This is a genomic window from Streptomyces sp. FXJ1.172, assembly GCF_001636945.3.
GTDB lineage: Bacteria > Actinomycetota > Actinomycetes > Streptomycetales > Streptomycetaceae > Streptomyces.
In genome coordinates this window covers 8,489,752-8,508,773 of record NZ_CP119133.2, presented here as the reverse complement: position 1 = coordinate 8,508,773, position 19,022 = coordinate 8,489,752, and the positions used below count along the sequence as shown (strand labels likewise).

Sequence of the window (19,022 nt, the reverse complement as noted above, 5' to 3'; positions counted from 1 at the left end):
AGGATCCGTTCAGCCGAGAGCAAGGGGGAGCCTCGCGGCGAGATCTCCCAGTACGTCCCGTTCGGCTCCGGTCGGCGGACGCCGTCCGGTGCCGATCAGCAGCGCGTCGGTGTCGGAGAGCGGGGCGGGGAAGACGACGCCCGCGATCTTCTCCAGCGACGCGCGTGCCGCCGCGAGTGTCCCGGCGGGCGGCTCGGGGGCCGAAGGCACATGTGCGATCAGGTCGAGATGGTGCAGGGTCCATTCGACGACGTACGCGGACAGGTAGTCGCCGACGGTCAGCACCTCGTCGCGGGTGCCGACGCGCGCGGCGGGATCGGCGAGCCCGGCCGCACGGGCGGCGGCCGAACCGACGTCGTCCAGGTGGAACTTGAGCCACCGCGGCTCGCCGTAGGCTGCGGCCAGCCGGGGAACCAGCGCATCCAGCGGATCCTCGCCGGTCGGGGGTTCGACGACGTTCCAGTAGGTGACCGCGTCCACGGTCGCCTCGCCCGTCGCGGGCGTGACCAGGGTGATCAGCACGTCCTGGGCGTCGATGACCAGATGGCACACCAGGTCCCGCACCAGCCAGCCGGCGCACCCGGACGGCCGCTCGAAGTCCTCGTCCGGGAGTTCGGCGACCGCCGTGCGCAGCGCCGCCCAGGCAGGTAAGAACGGATCCATCCGGGCAACCTAGTGCGCGACCGGAACGGCGCTCAAGCGAATTCGGGCTCGTCGCGGACAGGGCGGCCCCCCGCGAGGGGCCGGGGGTTCAGCGCGCGGACGGCGACAGCCGGTAGGAGCCGCCGAGGTCCCGCACCTCCACCGAGAAGACCGCCTCATCGGGCACGCCCTCCACTCGCAGGTGTTTCTCCAGCAGCGCCAGGACCCCCTCGGACAGCCGCGTCTTCAGCGCCTCGGGCCGGCCGGGCATCAACCCCACTTCCACGTGCACGAAGGCCGCCTCCCGGCTCGGGTGCTCGCCGACGTACGTCTCCACCGGGCGCAGCAGTGTCTTGCACACGCCGGTCGTGCCGGACTCCTCGACCACGAGCGGGTGCAGCTCCTTCACCAGGCCGGCCGGGTCGAAGGCGCCGGTCAGGTGGGAGGAGTAGTCGATGGTGAGGTGCGGCATGGAGGACCTTTCACACGATCCCGCTGGTTTCTCTAGGCAACCATTTTCCCTCATGCGGTCCACGCCCTGCACCGCACCCCCCTCGCGCCCGCCGGATCACTCCCGCTCCGCGCGGATACGCGCCGCGATTTCGCGGGCGTGAGCGGTGAGGCCGACGCCGCTGCGGCGGCCGGGACGGCTGAGCCGGACCGGCTCTGCCGCGAGCAGCCGGGTCACACCCGGGCACGGCCTGGTGACCTGCTACCGCTTCGCTCCCGGCGCGGCCGTGCCGCTGTCCGGCCGCCGGCTGCCGAAGCAGTCCTTCGGCACGCCGCCGGAAGACACGGCCGCCGTCCCGCACAGGCAGGACGGCGGCGCGTAAACCGGCCAATCGTCTTCCGGCACGCGTTACTTCGAGCGCCGGGCCCGCGACCGCACGGAAGGCTTGATTCCAGGACGCGGGGCGGCGACTGAAACATGCACGTTACATCCACTCTCGTGTCGGTTTTCGGTCGAGGTAAGAGTCACCTCTTCCCCTCGGGCCACACGAGGCGAACGATGTCCGCAGGAACCAGCTCACCGCGTGACGTCGTTGAGCACACCACTGACATTCAGGACCTCATGACACTGCGTCGCCTGCCTGCCGGTGGCCGGCGTCCCCGGCTTCGCACAGGTCACGTTCATGGTGACGGTGGCGTCCTCCGGGATCTTGATGGGGGTGACCCAGTGGTAGTCCTGGTTGCGGAAGGTCTCCAGTGCGATCGTGGTGATCTTCCGGTCACCGAACGTGATGGTCATGACCCCCTCGTCGCCCTGGAAGTTGGCGACGACGATGTCCGTGATACCGAAGATCTTGCCCTTCGGGACCACATAGGTCCCGGTCTTGTCCCCTCCGCCGGACGTCTGTACGTCGATGGTGGTCGAACTCTGCTGCCCGGCCCCCGTCCCGGACACCGTGCCGCCGGGGTTGTCGCCGCCGGTGCCCGACGGGTTCGCGCCCTGGCCGCCCTGCTGGGCTCCCGTGCCCTTGCCCGAACCGGTCCCGGGGGACTGCCCGTTCTGGCCGCCGCCCGGTGTCGGGCGGGGCTGGACCACCTCGTTGGCCGCCTGCTTGGCGGCGCTGCGCACCGCCGGGCGGACCAGCGCGAACCAGGCGAGGATCAGCGCGAGCAGCGCCGCGAGCAGCGCCAGCAGCCACTTCGGAAAGACCGGGATCTGGACGAACTCCGCCTCCAGCGGCGGCCGTACGAGCGCTCCGGGCCCCTCGGCGTCCTCCTGCGCCACGGCGTCGGTGGCCTGCACGGTGAATGGCCAGACCACCGGCTTGCCGAACCAGACCGGTTTGCCGGTGCGCACCCGCAGGCTGGTCTCCGCCGACTCGCCGGGCTCCAGGGCCAGTTCGGCGGGGATGAAGCCGAACTTCAGCTCCTCCCCCGCCTGTTCCGGCGCGAAGGAGACCTGGGCCGGTGTGTTGCCCTCGTTGCGCACGGCCAGCCGGTAGCGGCCCCGCAGCCAGCCGCGCCGGCGGCGCGGGAGGATCTCGGTGCGCAGCTCGTGGAACGGCTCTATGTGCACCGTGGTCTCGGGCACCGTGACCGACTCGGGGTGCTCGGCCGGCAACACACGTACGCCCAGCGGCACATCACCCGCGCGGACCTCCGGGGAGCGCGGTGGGGCCAGGCGGATCGTCACCGTCTCGGAGGTACCGGGGTAGAGCGATACCCGCGCGGGTTCCACGGTGGTCCAGGCCGCGCAGTCGCCCACGGCCTCCAGGGTGTACGCCTCGACGATGTCACTGTCGTTGCGGACGGTCAGGCTGGTGGAGGCGGTACCGCCCGGTGTCACCGTCACGGCGGCGATGTCGAGGCCGGGGGCTCCGGGTCCAGAAGAGGCTGCAGATGGCGTCACGCCACGACCGTAGAACCGGCACCGCGGTGCCACGAGAGGTGCGAGGGCAACACCCGGGCAGTCGGCGTGCCCCGAGCGGTCAAGGTCAACTCCGCTGATCGGTACGGCCGTTGAACTCTGCCGATACGGCGCGTGGTCCGCCGTTGGAGCGGTATCGCGCGTTCCGCGCGCCTCCTTGGCCTCCTGTGTCCCTCTCCGCTCTTCTCGTCATGAAACAGGTACTCAGTATGTCCGGCTCCGTGAAGGAGATCCCGCTCATGACCGCCCGCACACCACGCGCGACCAACCCCGCCGCGACCACACACCGAACCGCGCCCGAGGACCGGCCGCGCCGGGTGTCCGTCGCCGTCTACGCCCAGGACCTGGTGCTGCGCATCGGTGTCGTCCACCAGCTGCGCCAGCGCCCCGAGGTGGAACTGGTCGACGAGGCCGAGGCGGACGGGGCGCGGACGTCGCTCGTGGTCGTCGACGCCGTGGACGACGAAGTCATAGCCCTGCTGGAACGGTTGCAGCGCAATCCCGGCACCCGCACCGGGCTCGTCGTCGGCACGTTCGAGACGGCGGCGCTGCAGCGGGTCATCGAGTGCGGTGTCGCGGCCGTGCTGCGGCGCGCCGAGGCGGACCAGGACCGGCTGCTGCACCTGGTGCTCGCGATGGCGAAGGGTGAGGGCGTGCTCCCGGGCGACCTGCTCGGCAAGTTACTGACCCATGTGGGCGGTCTGCAGCGCTCGGCGCTCGACCCCCGCGGCCTGGCCCTGTCCACGCTGACCGCGCGCGAGGCGGACATGCTGCGCCTGGTGGCGGAAGGTTTCGACACGGCGGAGATAGCGCAGAAGACCGCGTACTCCGAGCGGACCGTCAAGAACGTGCTGCATGAGATCACCACCCGGCTGCAGCTGCGCAACCGGGCCCACGCGGTGGGCTACGCGCTGCGCAACGGGCTGATCTGACACACCGGTCCGGTATCCGGGCGCGCTGCGGGCAGCCCCCCGCCCGCAGCGCGCCCGGCACCCGCCGGCTGCCCGAAAGCGCAGCCCGTGCTTCCCCCGGACACGGCCCCGCCGCCCTGCCGCGCGACACGCGCGCGGGCGCACAGTGGCGGGGCACATCCTGGTGTTCCAAGACTGCGAGGTGGACCGTGAACGGCACCGCTGGCCCCGGCGGGGAGCGCCGGCTGGGGAGATTCGGCGCGTCGTTGCTCCTGCTGGTCCCGCTCCTCGCGGTGACCGCGGCCTCGGGCCCGGACAGCGCCGAGGCCCGGCCGCAGGCGCCCACCGCCTCCGCCACCCGGATCGCCTACGCCGGCACCGGGCACCGCAGCCTCGGCAAGGTGGTCGACGCCAAGACCAGCGACCCGCTGTTCGGGGCGGGTCCGGCGCACTTCGACGTCCAGCCGTCGGCGCTGGGCGACACGATGGTGTTCGCGAGCCGCCGCGACTCGAAGAATCCGCAGATCTACCTGCGCGCTCCGGACGGCTCGGTGCGCAAGCTGACCAGTGGCCGGGACGCGGCACACCCCCGGCTCACCCCGGACGGCAAGGCCGTGGTCTTCGACTCGGCGGAACCCGGCGGCCCGAACGGCAAGAAGCAGCGTGACCTGTGGCTGGTGCGCACCGACGGCACCGGACTGACCCGGCTGACCGACACGCCGTCCGACGAGGAGAGTCCGACCGTCTCACCGGACGGCAAACGCCTCGCGTACTCCGGCAACGGCGATGCGGTGCTCGGGTTCCAGATCTACGTCCGGCCGCTGGCCGGGGGCACCGCGAACCGGGTCACCGGCGCGCTCGGCACGGCGACGGAGCCCGTGTGGAACCCGGTGGACGACGGGTCGCACCGGGACCTCATCGCGTACACCTACACTGCCGACTCGTCGACGGGCCCGCGGCTGCGGGTCACCGGCGGCACGGCCGGGGACCAGCCGCTGCTCACCGGCACCTCGACCGACTGGCGGACCCATGGGGCAGCCTGGCTGCCCGATGGGGAGGGGGTGTTGTTCCTCAGCCCGGACCGCACCTGCGGCTGCCAGGGCGACTGGGACCATGTGTACCAGGTGGACCATCCCTCGGCGGCCCCGAACCTGGTGCTGAGCGAGGACCGCGCGGTCGGCTCGCCGACCTGGGCCGGCCCGCGGAGCGGCGGTTACGTCGTGGTGGACCGCACCACGGCGAAGGGCGGCACCACGAACGCGGGGCCGCACGGCGAGCATGTGGTGACGCTCCAGGACGTCCGGATGGACGGCGCCGACCCGCGCGACCTCGGACTGACCATCCTGGACGAGGACCCGGCGGCCGACACCAACACCGATCCGACCAAGGACCCGCTGTTCGAGCCGGCGACCGGCTACGACCCGTGGACCGAGCGGCAGAACTACACACCCGACGGCCGCCGTATCGTGGTGACCCGGTTCGAGGGCGGTCCGGACAACCGGATCGAGCGGATCTGGACGGTGGACGCCGACGGCTCCAACCCGGCGCCGATGCCGCTGGCGGGGCGCGGACCGAGGGACTGGGACACCGACCCCACCTTCTCGCCGGACGGCAAGTACCTGGCGTTCACCCGGACTTCGCCGGGCGGTGTCGGCTCCGCCTCGGGGCCGGGCCGGATCCTCGTCGCCGACGCGGCGACCGGGGCGATCGTGCGCGAGATCGTCCCGCCCGCCGGGCAGCAGACGGGCGGCGACGCGCAGCCGACCTGGTCCTCCGACGGCACCCGGCTCGCGTTCACCCGCAACATGACGATCGACGGGGGCGGCGGCAACAAGCACATCTGGACCGTGCCGGTCGACGCCCTCGACCGGCAGCGTGACCTGAGCGCGTCCATCTGCCCGGGCAACTGCACGGTCATCGACGACAGTCCCGCGTTCTCCCCGGACGGCACCCTCATCGCCTTCAACCGCAAGGACGGCGGCGGCCGGGTCAACGAGCGCAACGGTCTGCTGCTCACCTCGGCGTCCGGCGACAGCTGCCGGGTACTGCTGCCCGAAGCGGCGCGGTCCACCGCGGACGGCTGCCACCAGGAGCTGCCGGACACCTCGGTCACCGGTCCGCACCAGCCGCGCGACGCGGCCTGGACGGCGGACGGCAACGGGATCGTCTACAGCTCCCGTACCGATGCACCGGTCAACTGTCCTGAAAAACTGCACCTGTTGAACGTCACGACCGGTCACGAGAGCGCACTCACCCTGGAACTGCCGGGCCGTCAGAAAGAGCCCGGCGTCCAGCAGTCGGTGAACCTGGCGGTGCGCGCGCCGGGCACGGTGCCCGCGGTCACCGTCGGGCACTCCACGGACATCCGCGTCGACGTCGTCAACAACGGCCCGGCCGCCTCTCCCGGCACCCGGCTGACCATCGCACCGCCGGCCGGAGTCTCCGTCACCCGGATCCGCCGCCCGGGCGGCAGCTGCGACGCCGCCTCCCTGCAGTGCGACATCGGGGTGGTGCCACCGGGCACGACCGTACCGGTGACCGTGACGGTGACCGGCCGCGCCATCGGCGACCAGCCCATCGACTGGTCGGTCACCGGCAGTGTCATCGACCCGCAGCCCGGCGACAACACCGCACGGACCGTCGTACCGGTGCGCAAGGCCGCCCCGCCGACCAGCCCGCCCCCGACACCTCCGACACCTCCGACGCCCCCGACACCGCCCGCGCCGAAGGCCGGTCCCGGGGTCCGGGTCACCGCCCAGCCCGACCCGGGCTATGTCGGCGGCCGGGTCGTGGTGACGTACACCGTGCGCAACGGCCGTAACGCGCTGGCCACCGGGCTGCGGCTGCGGATCGCTCTGCCCGCCCAGATCCCGGGCGGCGGGCCGCCCGCCGGCTGCGACAGCGACTGGGTGTGCGCGCTCCCGGACCTGGCGCCGGGCGAGAGCACGGTCGTACGGGTGGTGCTCTCCCCCGACCACGCGACGACCGGCCGCGCCACCGGCGTCCTGACCACCACGGGCACGGACGCCGACCCGGGCGACAACCGGACGCAGACCACGCTGCGGATCCTCCAGCCGAAGATCGTCGCGGTGCCGCCGATCGGCAAGCCCGGCTTCGTCACCTCGGTGCGCGGCAAGGACTTCCCGCCGGGCGTGCCGGTGCGGTTCACCTGGAAGCCGGGCATCACCGCCGCAGCGGTACCGACCGTGCCGGGGCCGGACGGCACCTTCATCGGCCAGTTGCTGATCCTCACCAAGGACCAGACGGGTCCGCGCACCATCACCGCGAGCGGGCCCGGATTCTCCCCGGTGAAGACCGGCTTCCTGGTGGTCAACGGCAGTGTGCAGCCGCCCGACGAGGTGACCCGCCGGTGATCCACGAGGTCGACGAGGCGCTGCGCGGGCTGCTCGGCGAGTCCGGGCTCGAGGCGTCGGGGGTCGAGATCGTCTTCGACGCCCCGACCCGTGACTGGGCGGCCCGCCGTACCGCGCCAACCGTGTGCGTGTTCCTGTACGACATCCGGGAGGACGCGGCCCGGCGCGGCAGCGGCGCCGGCGAGGTGTACGACGCCGACGGGTACGTGGTGGCGCGGCGCACCCCGCCGCGCTGGTTCGAGCTGACGTACCTGGTCACCGCGTGGGCGAGCCGCCCGCAGGACGAACACCGGCTGCTGTCGCAGGTGCTGGGCACGCTGGCGGCCGCCGACGCGCTGCCCGAAGGGCATCTCACCGGCTCGCTCGCCGAGCTGGGCCTGACCGTGTCCCTGGACACCGCCGGGGCCACCCTGGACGCGCCGGCCGCCTCCGACGTGTGGTCGGCGCTCGGCGGCGAGCTGAAGGCGTCCCTCGGCGTCCGGGTGTGCGCGCCCCTCGCCGCGGCGAGCCGGGCCGCGGGACCTCCGGTCACCGAGGGGCTCGTGGTGCGCTCCGCGCACCGGCAGGCGGATGGGGAACCCGTGCCGGGCCGGCGGCTGCGGTACGAGGGGGTGAGCGACCCGGGGCCGGAGGGCTTCGCCGCTCCCCGCGAGCGGCGGCCGGCTCCCGCGCGCCGCCGCCGGGGAGGCCGCCAGCCGTGACGTACCTCGAGGAGACGGTCGCGGACATCGGCGTCGATCCGCTGTGGGAACGGCTGCGCCTGGTCGAGGAGCGGGTGCGCCGCGCGGTGGCGGCCCGCCGCGCCGTCGACCCCGACCCCGACGACCCGTACCGGGGGCAGTACCTCACCCCGCAGGCCGCCCAGCGGCTCCTCGACGAGCCCGGCGGCCTCGACGTACCCGGCCACGCCCCTGAGCCCCCACCGCCCGGCTCGGTCCTCGGCACGCTCGCCGCACGCTTCGGCCTGTCGCCACTCGATCTCGACCTGCTGCTGATCGCGCTGGCCCCGGATCTGGACGCCCGCTTCGAGCGGCTCTACGGCTATCTCAACGACGATCTGACCCGCCGTCGGCCCACGGTCGGGCTCGCCCTGGAGCTGTGCGGGCTCGCACCGGCCTCGGCCGCCCGGTTCCGGCTCGCCCCGGCGGCGCCCCTGGTCGCGGGCGGGCTGCTGGAGATCACCGAACCGGAGCGCCCGCCGCTGTCCCGGGTCCTCGCGGTGCCGGACCGGGTGACGGCGTATCTGCTGGGCGACACCGCGCCCGACGCCCGGCTCGCCGGCGTCCTCGGCACGGCCGCCCAGGATCCGGCGGCCGACCCCGACGAGGTGCGGCGGGCGGCCCGCGCCGCCCGGTCCGGACCGGGCCTGGTCCATCTGCGGGCCCGGGGCGGTGACGCGCCGGGCCTCGCCGTCGCGGCCCTGCGCACGGCCGGTCTGGACACGCTGGTCCTGGACGCGGCGGCGCTCGCCCGGCGCTCGGCGGAGCTGCCCGCGCTCGCCCGGGTCGCGGCACTGGAGGCCCGCCTCACCGGCTCGGGAGTCGTCCTCGGCCCGCTGGACGAGCTGCCCTCCGCGCCCGTCGAACGGGTCCGCAGCGCAAGCGAGTTGTGCGCGGCGCTGCGCGGCATCCCTCTTTTCACCCACGGCGCGGACGGCTGGGACCCGGCGTGGGCGGCCGACACCCCTGTCGTCCTGCCGGTGACCGCACCCTCCCCGAAGCGGCAGGCCGCGCGCTGGCAGTACGCCCTCGCCCAGGCCGGCGCCTCCGTGAGCGGCGACGCCGGCGATCTCGCCGAGGCGGTCGCGGCGCACCGCCTCGACGGCGGACAACTGCACCGCGCGGCGAGGGCTGCCGTGCGCACGGCAGCCCTCGCCGGGCGCCCGGTCTCCCCGGAGGACCTGCGCGCCGCCGTACGGGCGCAAAGCGGCGCGGGACTCGCCCGGCTGGCCCGCCGGATCGAGCCGGGCGTCGGCTGGGACGACCTGGTGCTGCCGGCCCCGACCCGGCGCGGGCTGCGGGAGCTGGCCGTGCGCGCCCGGCATCGCGAGCAGGTGCTCGGGCAGTGGCGGATGCGGCCGGGCGGCGGCCGGGGGCGCGGGGTGATCGCGCTGTTCGCGGGCGAGTCGGGGACCGGCAAGACCATGTCCGCCGAGGTGGTCGCCGCCGACCTCGGCATGGACCTGTACGTGGTCGATCTGTCCACGGTCGTCGACAAGTACGTGGGCGAGACCGAGAAGAACCTGGAACGGATCTTCACCGAGGCGTCCCAGGTCAACGCGGTGCTGCTGTTCGACGAGGCCGACGCGATCTTCGGCAGGCGCTCGGAGGTCAAGGACGCGCACGACCGGCACGCCAACATCGAGTCGGCGTATCTGCTGCAGCGCATGGAGTCCTTCGACGGGATCGCCGTGCTGACCACCAATCTCCGGGCCAACCTGGACGAGGCGTTCACCCGCAGGCTCGACGTGGTGGCGGAGTTCCCCGTGCCCGACGCCGCCCAGCGCCTGGCCCTGTGGGAGCGGTGCCTGGGCGACCGGCTGCCCCGCGCCGCCGACCTGGACCTCGGCTTCTGCGCGGACCGCTTCGAACTCGCCGGCGGCTCGATCCGGGCCTGCGCGGTGACCGCCGCCTACCTCGCCGCCGAGTCCCAGGAGCCGCTCACCATGCGGCAGTTGGTGTCGTCGGTGGTGCAGGAGTACCGCAAGCTCGGCCGGCTGGTGCTGGAGAGCGAGTTCGGGCCGTACCTGGCGGACGTCCTCGACGCCTGAGGTGCCCAGCCGACCTGCGGCTTCACCGAACTCGGCCGCCCCGGGCCGGGGTTCCTTCCCCCATGGTCCGTGCGGGCGTCCGGAAAGGCAGCGCGGTTGCCCCCGGCAAGGTACCCACGCCCCTGTCGCCAGGCCTCACCCGCCTCGGAGACTCGGCATCGACGCAGGTGACCCGATGGATGTAAGGAGCGAGCATGCCGACGTACCTCACCCCGGGCGTGTACGTGGAGGAGGTGCAGTCCGGTGCCCGCCCGATCGAAGGGGTCGGCACCGCCGTCGCCGCGTTCGTCGGATTCGCCCAGAGCGGGCCGTTCCACGAACCGACCCTGGTCACCAACTGGGACCAGTACACCCAGCTGTTCGGCGGTTTCACCGAGGGCACCTACCTCGCGCACGCCGTGTACGGCTACTTCTCCAACGGCGGCGGCGCGGCCTACGTGGTGCGCATCGGCGGGGCCCGCGACGGCGCCACCGCCTCGGCGGACACCGGCCGGGGACCCCGGGAGGTCCGGGCCGCCGAACCGGTCGCGCTCGGCGGATTCCAGTTCGCGGCCCGGCCCGGCGCATCCGGTGTGTCCGTGGAGATCGCCGACGCGGACGGCGAGAACCCGCCCGAGGACCGCTTCAAGCTGCTGGTCCGCCAGGGCGACCAGGTCGTCGAGACCTACGACGTCTCCACCCGCAAGAACGTCAAGGGCTATGTGGTCACCCAGCTCCGGGCCTCCAAGCTGGTCGAGGTCACCGAGCAGCGCGACGCCACGCAGTCCCGCCCGGCCAGTGGGACGGTGGCGGTGCCCGACGCCCCGGCCACACCCGCGGTGCCCGGCTCCGGCGCGGCGTCCCGGCTCGACCCGGCCGAGTACGTCGGTGACGCCGGCGCCCGCACCGGGTTCGCCGGACTCGAGGCCATCGACGAGATCACGATGGTCGCGGTGCCGGACCTGATGGGTGCCCACCAGCGCGGTGACATCGACGCCGAGGGCGTGCGCACCGTCCAGCTCGCCGTCATCTCGCACTGCGAGCAGATGGGCGACCGGGTCGCGGTGCTGGACACCCCGCCTGGGCTCACGGCCCAGCAGGTGCGCCACTGGCGCAACGAGGAGGCGGGCTACGACTCCCGGTACGCCACCCTCTACTACCCCTGGGTGCGGGTCTTCGACCCGGCGGCCGGGCGCAACACCACGGTCCCGCCGAGCGGTCACGTCGCCGGCGTGTGGGCGCGCAGCGACGCCGAGCGCGGGGTGCACAAGGCGCCCGCCAACGAGGTCATCCGCGGCGCGGTGGACCTGGAGACCCGGCTCAGCAAGGGCGAGCAGGACCTGCTGAACCCGATCGGCGTGAACTGCGTGCGCGCCTTCCCCGGCCGCGGCATCCGGATCTGGGGCGCCCGCACCCTGTCCTCCGACCCGGCCTGGCGCTACCTGAACGTGCGTCGGCTCTTCAACTACCTCGAGGAATCCATCCTGTTGGGCACCCAGTGGGTGGTCTTCGAGCCGAACGACGACCGGCTGTGGTCGAGCATCCGGCGCAACGTCACCGCGTTCCTCACCGAGGAATGGCGACGCGGCGCGCTCTTCGGCCGCACCGCCGAGGAGGCGTTCTACGTCAAGTGCGACCGTGACAACAACCCGCAGACCTCCATCGACCAGGGCCGGGTCGTCTGCGAGATCGGCGTCTCCCCGGTCAAGCCCGCCGAGTTCGTGGTGTTCCGGCTGGCCCAGTTCTCCGACAGCACCAGCCTCATCGACGAGTGACCCGCGGGTCGGTCAAGGAAAGGTGACAGACAGTCATGGCAGAGGGCGATGCTCTTTCGACACACGTCTTCGGCGTGCAGCTCGGCGGGTACATGGTCGAGTCGATCCAGGAGATCAGCGGGTTCTCCGTCGAGGAGGAGGTCGTCGAGGTCAAGCAGGTCACGTCGACGGGCAAGCAGATCATCCGGAAGCAGCCCGGAGCGCGGCAGGCCGGCGAGATCACGATCACGCGGGGACTCGACAAGAGCAGTGAGTTCACCAAGTGGATCAAGGAGACGCTCAACAACGGTGCCGTCGACACCGCCCGGCAGAACCTGACGATCGAGATCAAGGACACCAAGGGCGACACGGTCCGCCGTATCCAGCTCATGAACGGCTGGGCCTCCAAGTGGGAGGGCCCCTCCCTCAAGGCCGGCGAGTCCTCCCCGGCCACCGAGACCGTCACGATCGTGTTCGAGGAGATCGTCGTCGAATGAGGCGTCGTACGGTCACGGCGGGCAACCTGGAGGAGTTCCTGGAGGCGACGGCGCCGGCCACCCAGGCGGCCGAGCAACCCCAGCCCCAGGCTCCGGCGGCTCGCCCCGCCCCGCCCCAGGACCACGGGCTGCGCACGGAGTTCGAGTTCGAGCTGCCGCGCGGGTACGTGGACGAGGCGGGCACCTTGCACCGGCACGGCGCGATGCGCCTGGCCACCGCCCGCGACGAGCTGCGGCCGCAGATCGACCTGCGGGTGAAGGAGAACCCGGCCTATCTGAGCGTGGTGCTGCTGAGCCAGGTGATCACCCGGCTCGGCACCATCACCGACGTGCACGCGGGGATCGTGGAGCGGATGTACGCCACCGACGTCGCGTTCCTCCAGGACTTCTACCGCCGCGTCAACAGCGAGGGGCACACCCGCGCGGCGGTGACCTGCCCGCACTGCGAGGGCGCCTTCGAGGTCGACCTCTCGGGTGGGCGCCTGGGGGAATCGTGACGTACGCACTCCCCCGGCTGCGGGAGGAGATCGCGTACATCGCCTATCACTTCCACTGGCAGCGCGAGGAGATCCTCGGCCTCACCCACGCCGAGCGCCGGCAGTGGGTGACCGAGATCGCTCGTATCAACACCCGCGTGAACGAAGGTGGTTGAGTACATGGCATGGCGGGACAGACTGCGCCGCCGGGCTGCGGCGCGCTCTGCCGCGCCGGGGTCCGCCGCGCGTACGTCCGGCTCGGGCGCGAGCGGTCCGGCGCCCGTGCCCGGCGCCGCCGGTCCGTCCGTGCCGGGCGACTGGGACGGCGGCTGGCGCCGCACCGCCCCGCTGACGCCGACCGTGGCCCGCGCCCCGCTCGGCGTCAGCGACGGTCTCGTCTTCCGCTCGGGCCTCGCGTCCTGGCAGAACCCGTCCTTCGACAACGGCCTCGGCCATGCGCTGGTGCCCTCCGCCCCGGTCGGCCTGATCCACGGTGTCACCAGCCCCGCCGCACCGGGCGGCGCCTACGCCGACGGCGGCCCCCTGCTGTTGCGCACCGTGCGCACGGACGCCGAAGAGCCTGCTGGGGCCGATCCGACCACCGGCCTCGGGCAGTCCTCCGCCGCGCGTGCTCCGCAGGTGTCCCGCGGGAAGCGTGCGACCGGCGCCCGTGACACCGGCAGGCGGAAGGACTCACGGTCCGCGCCCCGGGCAGGCGGCGACTTCGCCGACGGGTCCGGCGCATCGCCGACCGTGAACCCCCGTCCGGAGCCCGCCCTCATGGACAACCATGAGGGCAACGACACGGCGGGCAAGGTGACTTCGGCGAATTCGCCGACTTCGGCGGCTCTCGGTCCGGCCGGGCGCGCGCATGTGGCTGACACCCCGTCACGGCGGACAAGTCCTCCGGCCGCGACCCCGTCCGTCCAGCGCCAGGCGGACACGACCGCGCCCAGCCGTGCGCTCGTGGCCGCGGATCCTCTCGTGCCGGCTGCCGCGCCCAAGATGCCTGTCCAGCGGTCCGAGGGCGGGTCCGAGGCCACGCTTGCGGTGCGGCACGCCGAGCCGGGGCATCCGGCACCCGGACCGGAGATTCCGGTGGTACGACGCGTCGCCGTGGTCCCGAACACCTACGGTGACTCACCCGTGCCCCGGCCTGCGTCGGGCCGGCGTACGACACCGGAGTCCGCACGCACCGCACGACAAGCGCAACGGTTGACCACCCCCGGGGCCGTACAACAGGCCGCTCCTTCCGGTGCGCCGGAGCCCGGGGCGGCCGGGCGAACTCCCGTACGCCCGCACTCCCTCGGTCCCGCGCTGACCGTCGCCCGGCGGACGACGGTCACCGTACGGCGGATCACCGCGGTGCGGCCCACGGTCCGTCCCGGTGAGCCGGCCGCCGCTCCCGCCGCGAGCCAGGACACCGATCCCACGCCCGCGGCACAGCGCGCCGCCGCCCCGGCACGACCCGGCATACGGCCGCCGCTCGGCGAGCCCTTGAGCGAACTTCCCGCCACCGCACGGCCGTTGCCCGCCGGCACGCCTCAGACGACAAGCCCGGCGGCCGGTACGGACCTGCCCGTCGTGCAGCGCCAGGCGGACGCCCCTGCCGCCACGCCGGCCCCGCACGGCGGCGCCCCCGCGACACCCCGGAGCGACAGGACGCCGACGGCCGAACCGGTTGCCAGGCCCGAGGCGGCACGCCCGGCGCCCGACCCCGCGCGCCCGTCCGGCGCCCGGGCCCGTGGCGGGCTGGGGGCGCCGCTTCCGGCGATGCCGTCGACCGCGGACGTGCCGCGCTCGGCCGGTCCCAGTGGCCGTCCGGTCTCCCCGGGCAGCCCGACCGCTCCGGCCGCCCCGGGCAGTCCGATCACTCCGGCCGCCCCGGCCGTCCCGCCGGTCCAGCGCACCCCACACGTCCAGCGCACCCCGGTGCGCCCGGACCACCCCGCCACAGGCGCACCCGAGCGTCCCTCCGGTCCCCCCGAGGGCACGGCGCCCCTGCTGGGCACGACGGACACCGAACGGCGTGGTTCCGCGCCCGACTCCCCTGCCCCTCAGGGAACTTCGCCGTCGGCGCCGGGCGCCGCACCGGCTCCCGCCACTCCCCTGGTCACTCAGGGCGCCCCTCGCTCCGCGCCCTCCGCCGCACCCGGACCCGGTCCCGTGCAGCGCGTGCCCGCAGCGGAGGTCCGAGCAGCCTCCTCGGACAGGCCTGCGACGGCACCGGCCGCCACGGGGACGCGGACCGCACCGGCCCGCGCGGGAGCCGGTGGAGCCACTCCGGTCGTCGTCGCCCGGGCCATCGCCGCCCCCGCCCCCGAACCCGTCCCCGCGCTCGTCTCCGCCCCCGGACGGACCCCGGACACCGCCGGCGACCGGCCCCCCGGTGTCATCGACACACATCCCGGCACGGCACAGCACCGGCCGGCGCACCGCAGCCTCGCCCTCCTCCCCGCCCGGCCGCTGACGGTCAACACCCGTGTCCCAGAAGGCTTTACGCCTCCTGCCGCCGCCCGTACCCCCGAGCGTCCGGTCGTCCCCGCGTCCTGGCGGCGCGAACCGGGCCCGGCGCACCGACCGGCACCCGCCACGCCGCACATACAGCGGAACGTCACCGCCCCGGCGCCGCCGGCCCCGCACAACGCGTCCTCGCACGACGTGCCCTCGCACAATCCGTCCTCGCGCAACTCGTCCCCGCACGGAACGAGTTCCGCGCAGCCCCGCCGCACCGTCCCCGTCGTGCGGCCGCATCCCTCCGTCCAGCGAGCCGCACCCGTACACCCGCAGGCGCTGCCGGTCACCGATCCGCAGGCGCCCCCGGTGCAGGGCCGCCCGGCGGGGCCGGCCGGGCAGCCGGGCCCGCCCGTGCCCGTGGTCCGCGCCATCCGCACTCCGGCGGGTGTGCCGCGCGGTGCCTCCTCCCCGGCGGCACCCGTCGTCCGGCGGGAGCCGGCCGGCACCGCCGCCGGTGCCGTTCCCTCCGGTGTGCCGGTGACCGCCGTACCCGGGCGGGCCGTGCAGCGGACGCCCTCCGCGCCCGCGGCAACCGGTAAGGCCCAGGGGAAGGACACCGTCCGGCCGGAGGTGGTCGCGCAGGACTCCGGGATCGATCTGGACGAGCTGGCGCGGCGCCTGCTGGAGCCGATGGCCCGTCTGCTCCGGGCCGATCTGCGGCGCGGCCGGGAACGCGCGGGCCGCCCCTACGACGGACGCCGGTGAGGACAGGGAACGGATGGGCAACGGATGACGGACAACATCTTCGCGACGAGCGTGTTCTTCCGGCTCGCGATCGGCGGCAACGACCTGGGTGCCTTCCACAGCTGCTCCGGCATGGGGGCGCAGGTGGAGATGGAGACCTACGCCGAGGGCGGCAACAACGGCTTCACCTGGCAGCTGCCCGGCCGGGTCACCTGGTCGAACATCACGCTCACCCGGCCGGTCACCGCCGACACGGCGAAGATCGCACGCTGGCTCGACGAGACGCTGCGGCGCGTGGAACCGAAGGACGGCGAGATCGTGGCGCTCAAGCCGGATCTGACCCGGATCATCAGCTGGCAGGTGCTCGGCATCGTGCCGGTGCGCTGGGAGGGGCCGTCGTTCGACCCGTCCTCCTCGCAGGCGGCGGTGGAGACGCTGGAGATCGCCCACGAGGGACTGAGGCCTTCCTGATGGCTTCCGTCCGCACCAGCGTGGCCAGGGCACAGCTGACCCTGAAGGAACCCCCGGCGGCGGTCGGCGCGAAGCCCGGCGGGACGATCGCGCGGCTGAACCTCCAGTTCAACCCCAACTCCCTGCAGCTGCGCAAGTCCACCGAGTGGCGTCGTACCCCGTCCCGGATGGCCGGGGAGTCGGCGCTGCCGGAGTTCGTGGGCAGCGGGCCGCGTGAGCTGAGCCTGGAGGTCTTCCTCGACGCCACCTCGAAGCACGACAACTCGGTCGAGCAGGCGGTCGAGAAGCTGATGAAGGGGTGCGTGCCGACCCCGGCGAGCCTCGCGCGGAAGAAGCCGGCGAGTCCCTGGGTGCGGTTCGAGTGGGGTTCGGCCCGTACGACGTCGTTCGACGGGGTGCTGTCGAGCCTGTCGGTGACGTACTCGCTGTTCGACGTGGACGGCAAGCCGCTGCGCGCGACCTGCTCCCTGTCGATCGAGGAAGCGAGCGTCGATCCCCCGGGGCAGAACCCGACCTCCGGTGCGCGCACGGCCCGCAGTACGCACACCGTGGTGGCCGGGGACAGCCTGGCGCTGCTGGCGTGGCGGGAGTACGGCGACGCGACGGCCTGGCGGGTGATCGCCGAGGCGAACGGGATCGACGACCCGATGGCCCTGGTGCCCGGTACCGAACTGGTGGTGCCTGCGCTCGGGGACGCGGGCGGTGAGGAGGAGCGGTGACCACACCCGAGGCGCGCGGCGGCCGGTCGTTCGCGGCGGACCCCGTCGTGGAGGCCCCCGGTGAACTGCCGCAGATCTGGGCGGCGCAGCTGGTGAGCTGTGTGGTGGACGAGAACGTGGGCCTGCCGGACACCGCCGTGCTGACCTACCGCGATCCCGACCACGAGTTCCTGAAGTCGACCGGCATCACCCTCGGCACCCCGCTGCGCGTGTCGGTGGTGACGGTCGCCGGGCAGGCGCGAGAGCGGCTGTTCAGCGGCGAGGTCACGGCCGTGGAGATCGACCGGGACTCCACGGGGTCGTTCACGGTCGTGCGTGCCTACTCCGTCGCGCACCGGCTGCAGCGGGGCCGCAAGGTGGTGGCGTACCGGAACATGACGGCGTCGGCGATCGTCCGCAAGGTGGCCGCCGGGGCCGGGCTGACCTGCGGGAAGGTGGAGGCCGCGCCGGTCACCTACAAGCAGCTCTCGCAGGCGAACGTGTCCGACTGGGACTTCCTGCAGTACCTGGCGGGCGAGAGCGGTGCGCAGGTGCGCGTCGACGACAAGGGCGTGCTGCAGTTCACCAGGCCCAAGAAGGCGTCCGGGGCACCCGCGCCCTCGACCCCGGCCACCCGGAGCCCGATGGTGCTGGAGTACGGGCGCAACCTGCTGGCGCTGCGGGCATCGCTGTCGGCCGCGGACGGGGCCTCGCAGGTGGAGGTACGCGGCTGGGACGTCACCACGAAGCGGCCGCTGGTGGCCCGCAAGCCGTCGGTGACCAGTGACACGGTGGTGCCGGGTCTGAGCCCGGCGCTGGCCGCCCGGTTCGGCAAGTCGGCGAAGCTGACCGTCACCGACACCCCGTACCGCACCCAGGCCGAGACCACCGCGGTCGCCGACGCCGTGGCCGATCAGGTCAGCGCGGGCTTCGGCGAGCTGGAGGTACTGGCCGAGGGCAACCCGCGGCTGCGGGCGGGCGAGCCGGTGGCGCTCGGCAACGTCGGTCAGGCGTTCTCCGGCAAGTACACGGCGACGGCGGTGCAGCACGTCCTGGAGCCGCACGGCGGGTACCGGACGACGGTCTGGGTCAGCGCCAGCCCGGACCGCTCCCTGACGGGCCTGGTGACCGGCGCCAACGCGCCGGGCCGCGGCCCGCGCATGCCGGGTCTGGCGATCGGCGTGGTGACGGACGTGCGCGAGCCGACCGGCGCCGAGCGCGGTGCCGTGCGGCTGAAGTTCCCCTGGCTGGACGACACTTACGTCACCGACTGGGTGCGCACCGTGCAGTGGGGCGGCAAGGGCGGCGGCGGTGTGGTGAGTCCCGAGGTCAACGACGAGGTGCTGGTCGGCTTCGAACAGGGCCTGCTGGATTGCCCGTACGTCATCGGCGGGCTCTACAACGGTGTGGACAAGCCCTCGAAGCACGACGTGCCGCTGGTCGACGGCACCAGCGGGAAGGTCAACCGCCGTTCCTTCGTGTCCCGTTCGGGACACCGGGTGGAGCTGCTGGACGCACGGGCGCCGGGTCCCTCCGGGGTGCGGCTGAGGAGCGCCGACGAGCGCCTCGAGGTGTTCCTGGACGACCGGCGGGACCGGATCGAGCTGAAGGTGTACGCCGGGAAGGGGGGGCAACCCCTCAGCTCCGTCCTGCTCGACAAGAAGGGCATCACCCTGGACGCGGGGCGGGGCAACGTGAGCGTGTCGGGCCGGAACGTGGACATCCAGGGGCGGGTCGGAGTGAAGATCGGCGGCCGCACCGTGAGCGTCAACGGCTCGTCGGAGGTCACCGTCGACGGCGGTCTGCTGGGCGTCCTCAAGGCCAAGCTCATCCGGATCAACTGACCCCCGCCTCCCCGACTTTCCCCAAGGA

At 73.5% G+C, this 19,022-nt stretch carries 16 protein-coding genes; 13 read left to right on the top strand and 3 right to left on the bottom strand.

Translation table 11 applies throughout. The features are described 5' to 3' along the window. Positions 1 to 9: 9 nt before the first annotated feature. Positions 10 to 663 carry a maleylpyruvate isomerase N-terminal domain-containing protein gene (locus A6P39_RS38445; protein WP_067043771.1) on the bottom strand — a complete coding sequence of 218 codons (654 nt, stop codon included), beginning with the start codon at positions 661 to 663 and terminating at the stop codon, positions 10 to 12. Between the two features lie 88 nt (positions 664 to 751). Beyond that, a complete protein-coding gene (locus tag A6P39_RS38440; protein ID WP_067043774.1) occupies positions 752 to 1,114 on the bottom strand; it encodes a 5-carboxymethyl-2-hydroxymuconate Delta-isomerase in 363 nt (120 codons plus the stop codon). A gap of 145 nt (positions 1,115 to 1,259) precedes the next feature. On the opposite strand from A6P39_RS38440, the gene A6P39_RS38435 reads away from it, so the two are divergent. Next, positions 1,260 to 1,475 (top strand): hypothetical protein, encoded by a 216-nt coding sequence (locus tag A6P39_RS38435; protein WP_067043777.1) that lies wholly within the window; start codon positions 1,260 to 1,262, stop codon positions 1,473 to 1,475. A 194-nt stretch (positions 1,476 to 1,669) separates the two neighbouring features. On the opposite strand, the gene A6P39_RS38430 is transcribed toward A6P39_RS38435, so the two are convergent. Beyond that, on the bottom strand, positions 1,670 to 3,001 hold the full coding sequence (locus A6P39_RS38430) for a COG1470 family protein (protein WP_234378819.1): 1,332 nt from the start codon (positions 2,999 to 3,001) through the stop codon (positions 1,670 to 1,672). A 257-nt stretch (positions 3,002 to 3,258) separates the two neighbouring features. Between A6P39_RS38430 and A6P39_RS38425 the strand changes: the two genes are divergently transcribed. From A6P39_RS38425 to A6P39_RS38370, 12 genes are all read left to right on the top strand, one after another. Then, a complete protein-coding gene (locus A6P39_RS38425) occupies positions 3,259 to 3,951 on the top strand; it encodes a LuxR C-terminal-related transcriptional regulator (RefSeq protein ID WP_067043937.1) in 693 nt (230 codons plus the stop codon). 188 nt (positions 3,952 to 4,139) lie between these two features. Then, complete coding sequence (locus A6P39_RS38420; RefSeq protein ID WP_067043784.1) at positions 4,140 to 7,304, top strand: DUF11 domain-containing protein; 3,165 nt, start codon at positions 4,140 to 4,142, stop codon at positions 7,302 to 7,304. Beyond that, entirely contained in the window at positions 7,301 to 8,005 is a 705-nt protein-coding gene (locus A6P39_RS38415; RefSeq protein ID WP_067043787.1) for a DUF4255 domain-containing protein, read from the top strand. The genes A6P39_RS38420 and A6P39_RS38415 overlap by 4 nt, the downstream gene beginning before the upstream one ends. Continuing rightward, positions 8,002 to 10,074: an ATP-binding protein gene (locus tag A6P39_RS38410; protein ID WP_067043790.1), complete on the top strand. Its 2,073-nt coding sequence runs from the start codon at positions 8,002 to 8,004 to the stop codon at positions 10,072 to 10,074. The genes A6P39_RS38415 and A6P39_RS38410 overlap by 4 nt, the downstream gene beginning before the upstream one ends. Before the next feature lie 194 nt (positions 10,075 to 10,268). Continuing rightward, positions 10,269 to 11,828: a phage tail sheath family protein gene (locus tag A6P39_RS38405; RefSeq protein ID WP_067043795.1), complete on the top strand. Its 1,560-nt coding sequence runs from the start codon at positions 10,269 to 10,271 to the stop codon at positions 11,826 to 11,828. 35 nt (positions 11,829 to 11,863) lie between these two features. After that, entirely contained in the window at positions 11,864 to 12,304 is a 441-nt protein-coding gene (locus tag A6P39_RS38400; RefSeq protein WP_067043798.1) for a phage tail protein, read from the top strand. Beyond that, complete coding sequence (locus tag A6P39_RS38395; protein WP_067043801.1) at positions 12,301 to 12,801, top strand: hypothetical protein; 501 nt, start codon at positions 12,301 to 12,303, stop codon at positions 12,799 to 12,801. Before A6P39_RS38400 ends, A6P39_RS38395 begins: the two co-directional genes overlap by 4 nt. Further along, the gene (locus A6P39_RS38390) at positions 12,798 to 12,956 is read left to right on the top strand and encodes a DUF6760 family protein (protein WP_179023800.1); all 159 of its coding nucleotides are present in this window, start codon (positions 12,798 to 12,800) and stop codon (positions 12,954 to 12,956) included. Before A6P39_RS38395 ends, A6P39_RS38390 begins: the two co-directional genes overlap by 4 nt. 4 nt (positions 12,957 to 12,960) lie before the next feature. Then, entirely contained in the window at positions 12,961 to 16,002 is a 3,042-nt protein-coding gene (locus A6P39_RS38385; protein ID WP_159395992.1) for a hypothetical protein, read from the top strand. 24 nt (positions 16,003 to 16,026) lie between these two features. Beyond that, complete coding sequence (locus A6P39_RS38380; protein WP_067043807.1) at positions 16,027 to 16,452, top strand: phage tail protein; 426 nt, start codon at positions 16,027 to 16,029, stop codon at positions 16,450 to 16,452. Next, positions 16,452 to 17,171, top strand: coding sequence for a CIS tube protein (locus A6P39_RS38375; protein ID WP_067043811.1), 720 nt, complete (start codon positions 16,452 to 16,454; stop codon positions 17,169 to 17,171). The genes A6P39_RS38380 and A6P39_RS38375 overlap by 1 nt, the downstream gene beginning before the upstream one ends. Beyond that, positions 17,168 to 18,994, top strand: a complete 1,827-nt coding sequence (locus tag A6P39_RS38370; RefSeq protein WP_067043814.1) for a VgrG-related protein — start codon at positions 17,168 to 17,170, stop codon at positions 18,992 to 18,994. Before A6P39_RS38375 ends, A6P39_RS38370 begins: the two co-directional genes overlap by 4 nt. The last annotated feature ends 28 nt before the right edge of the window (positions 18,995 to 19,022 follow it).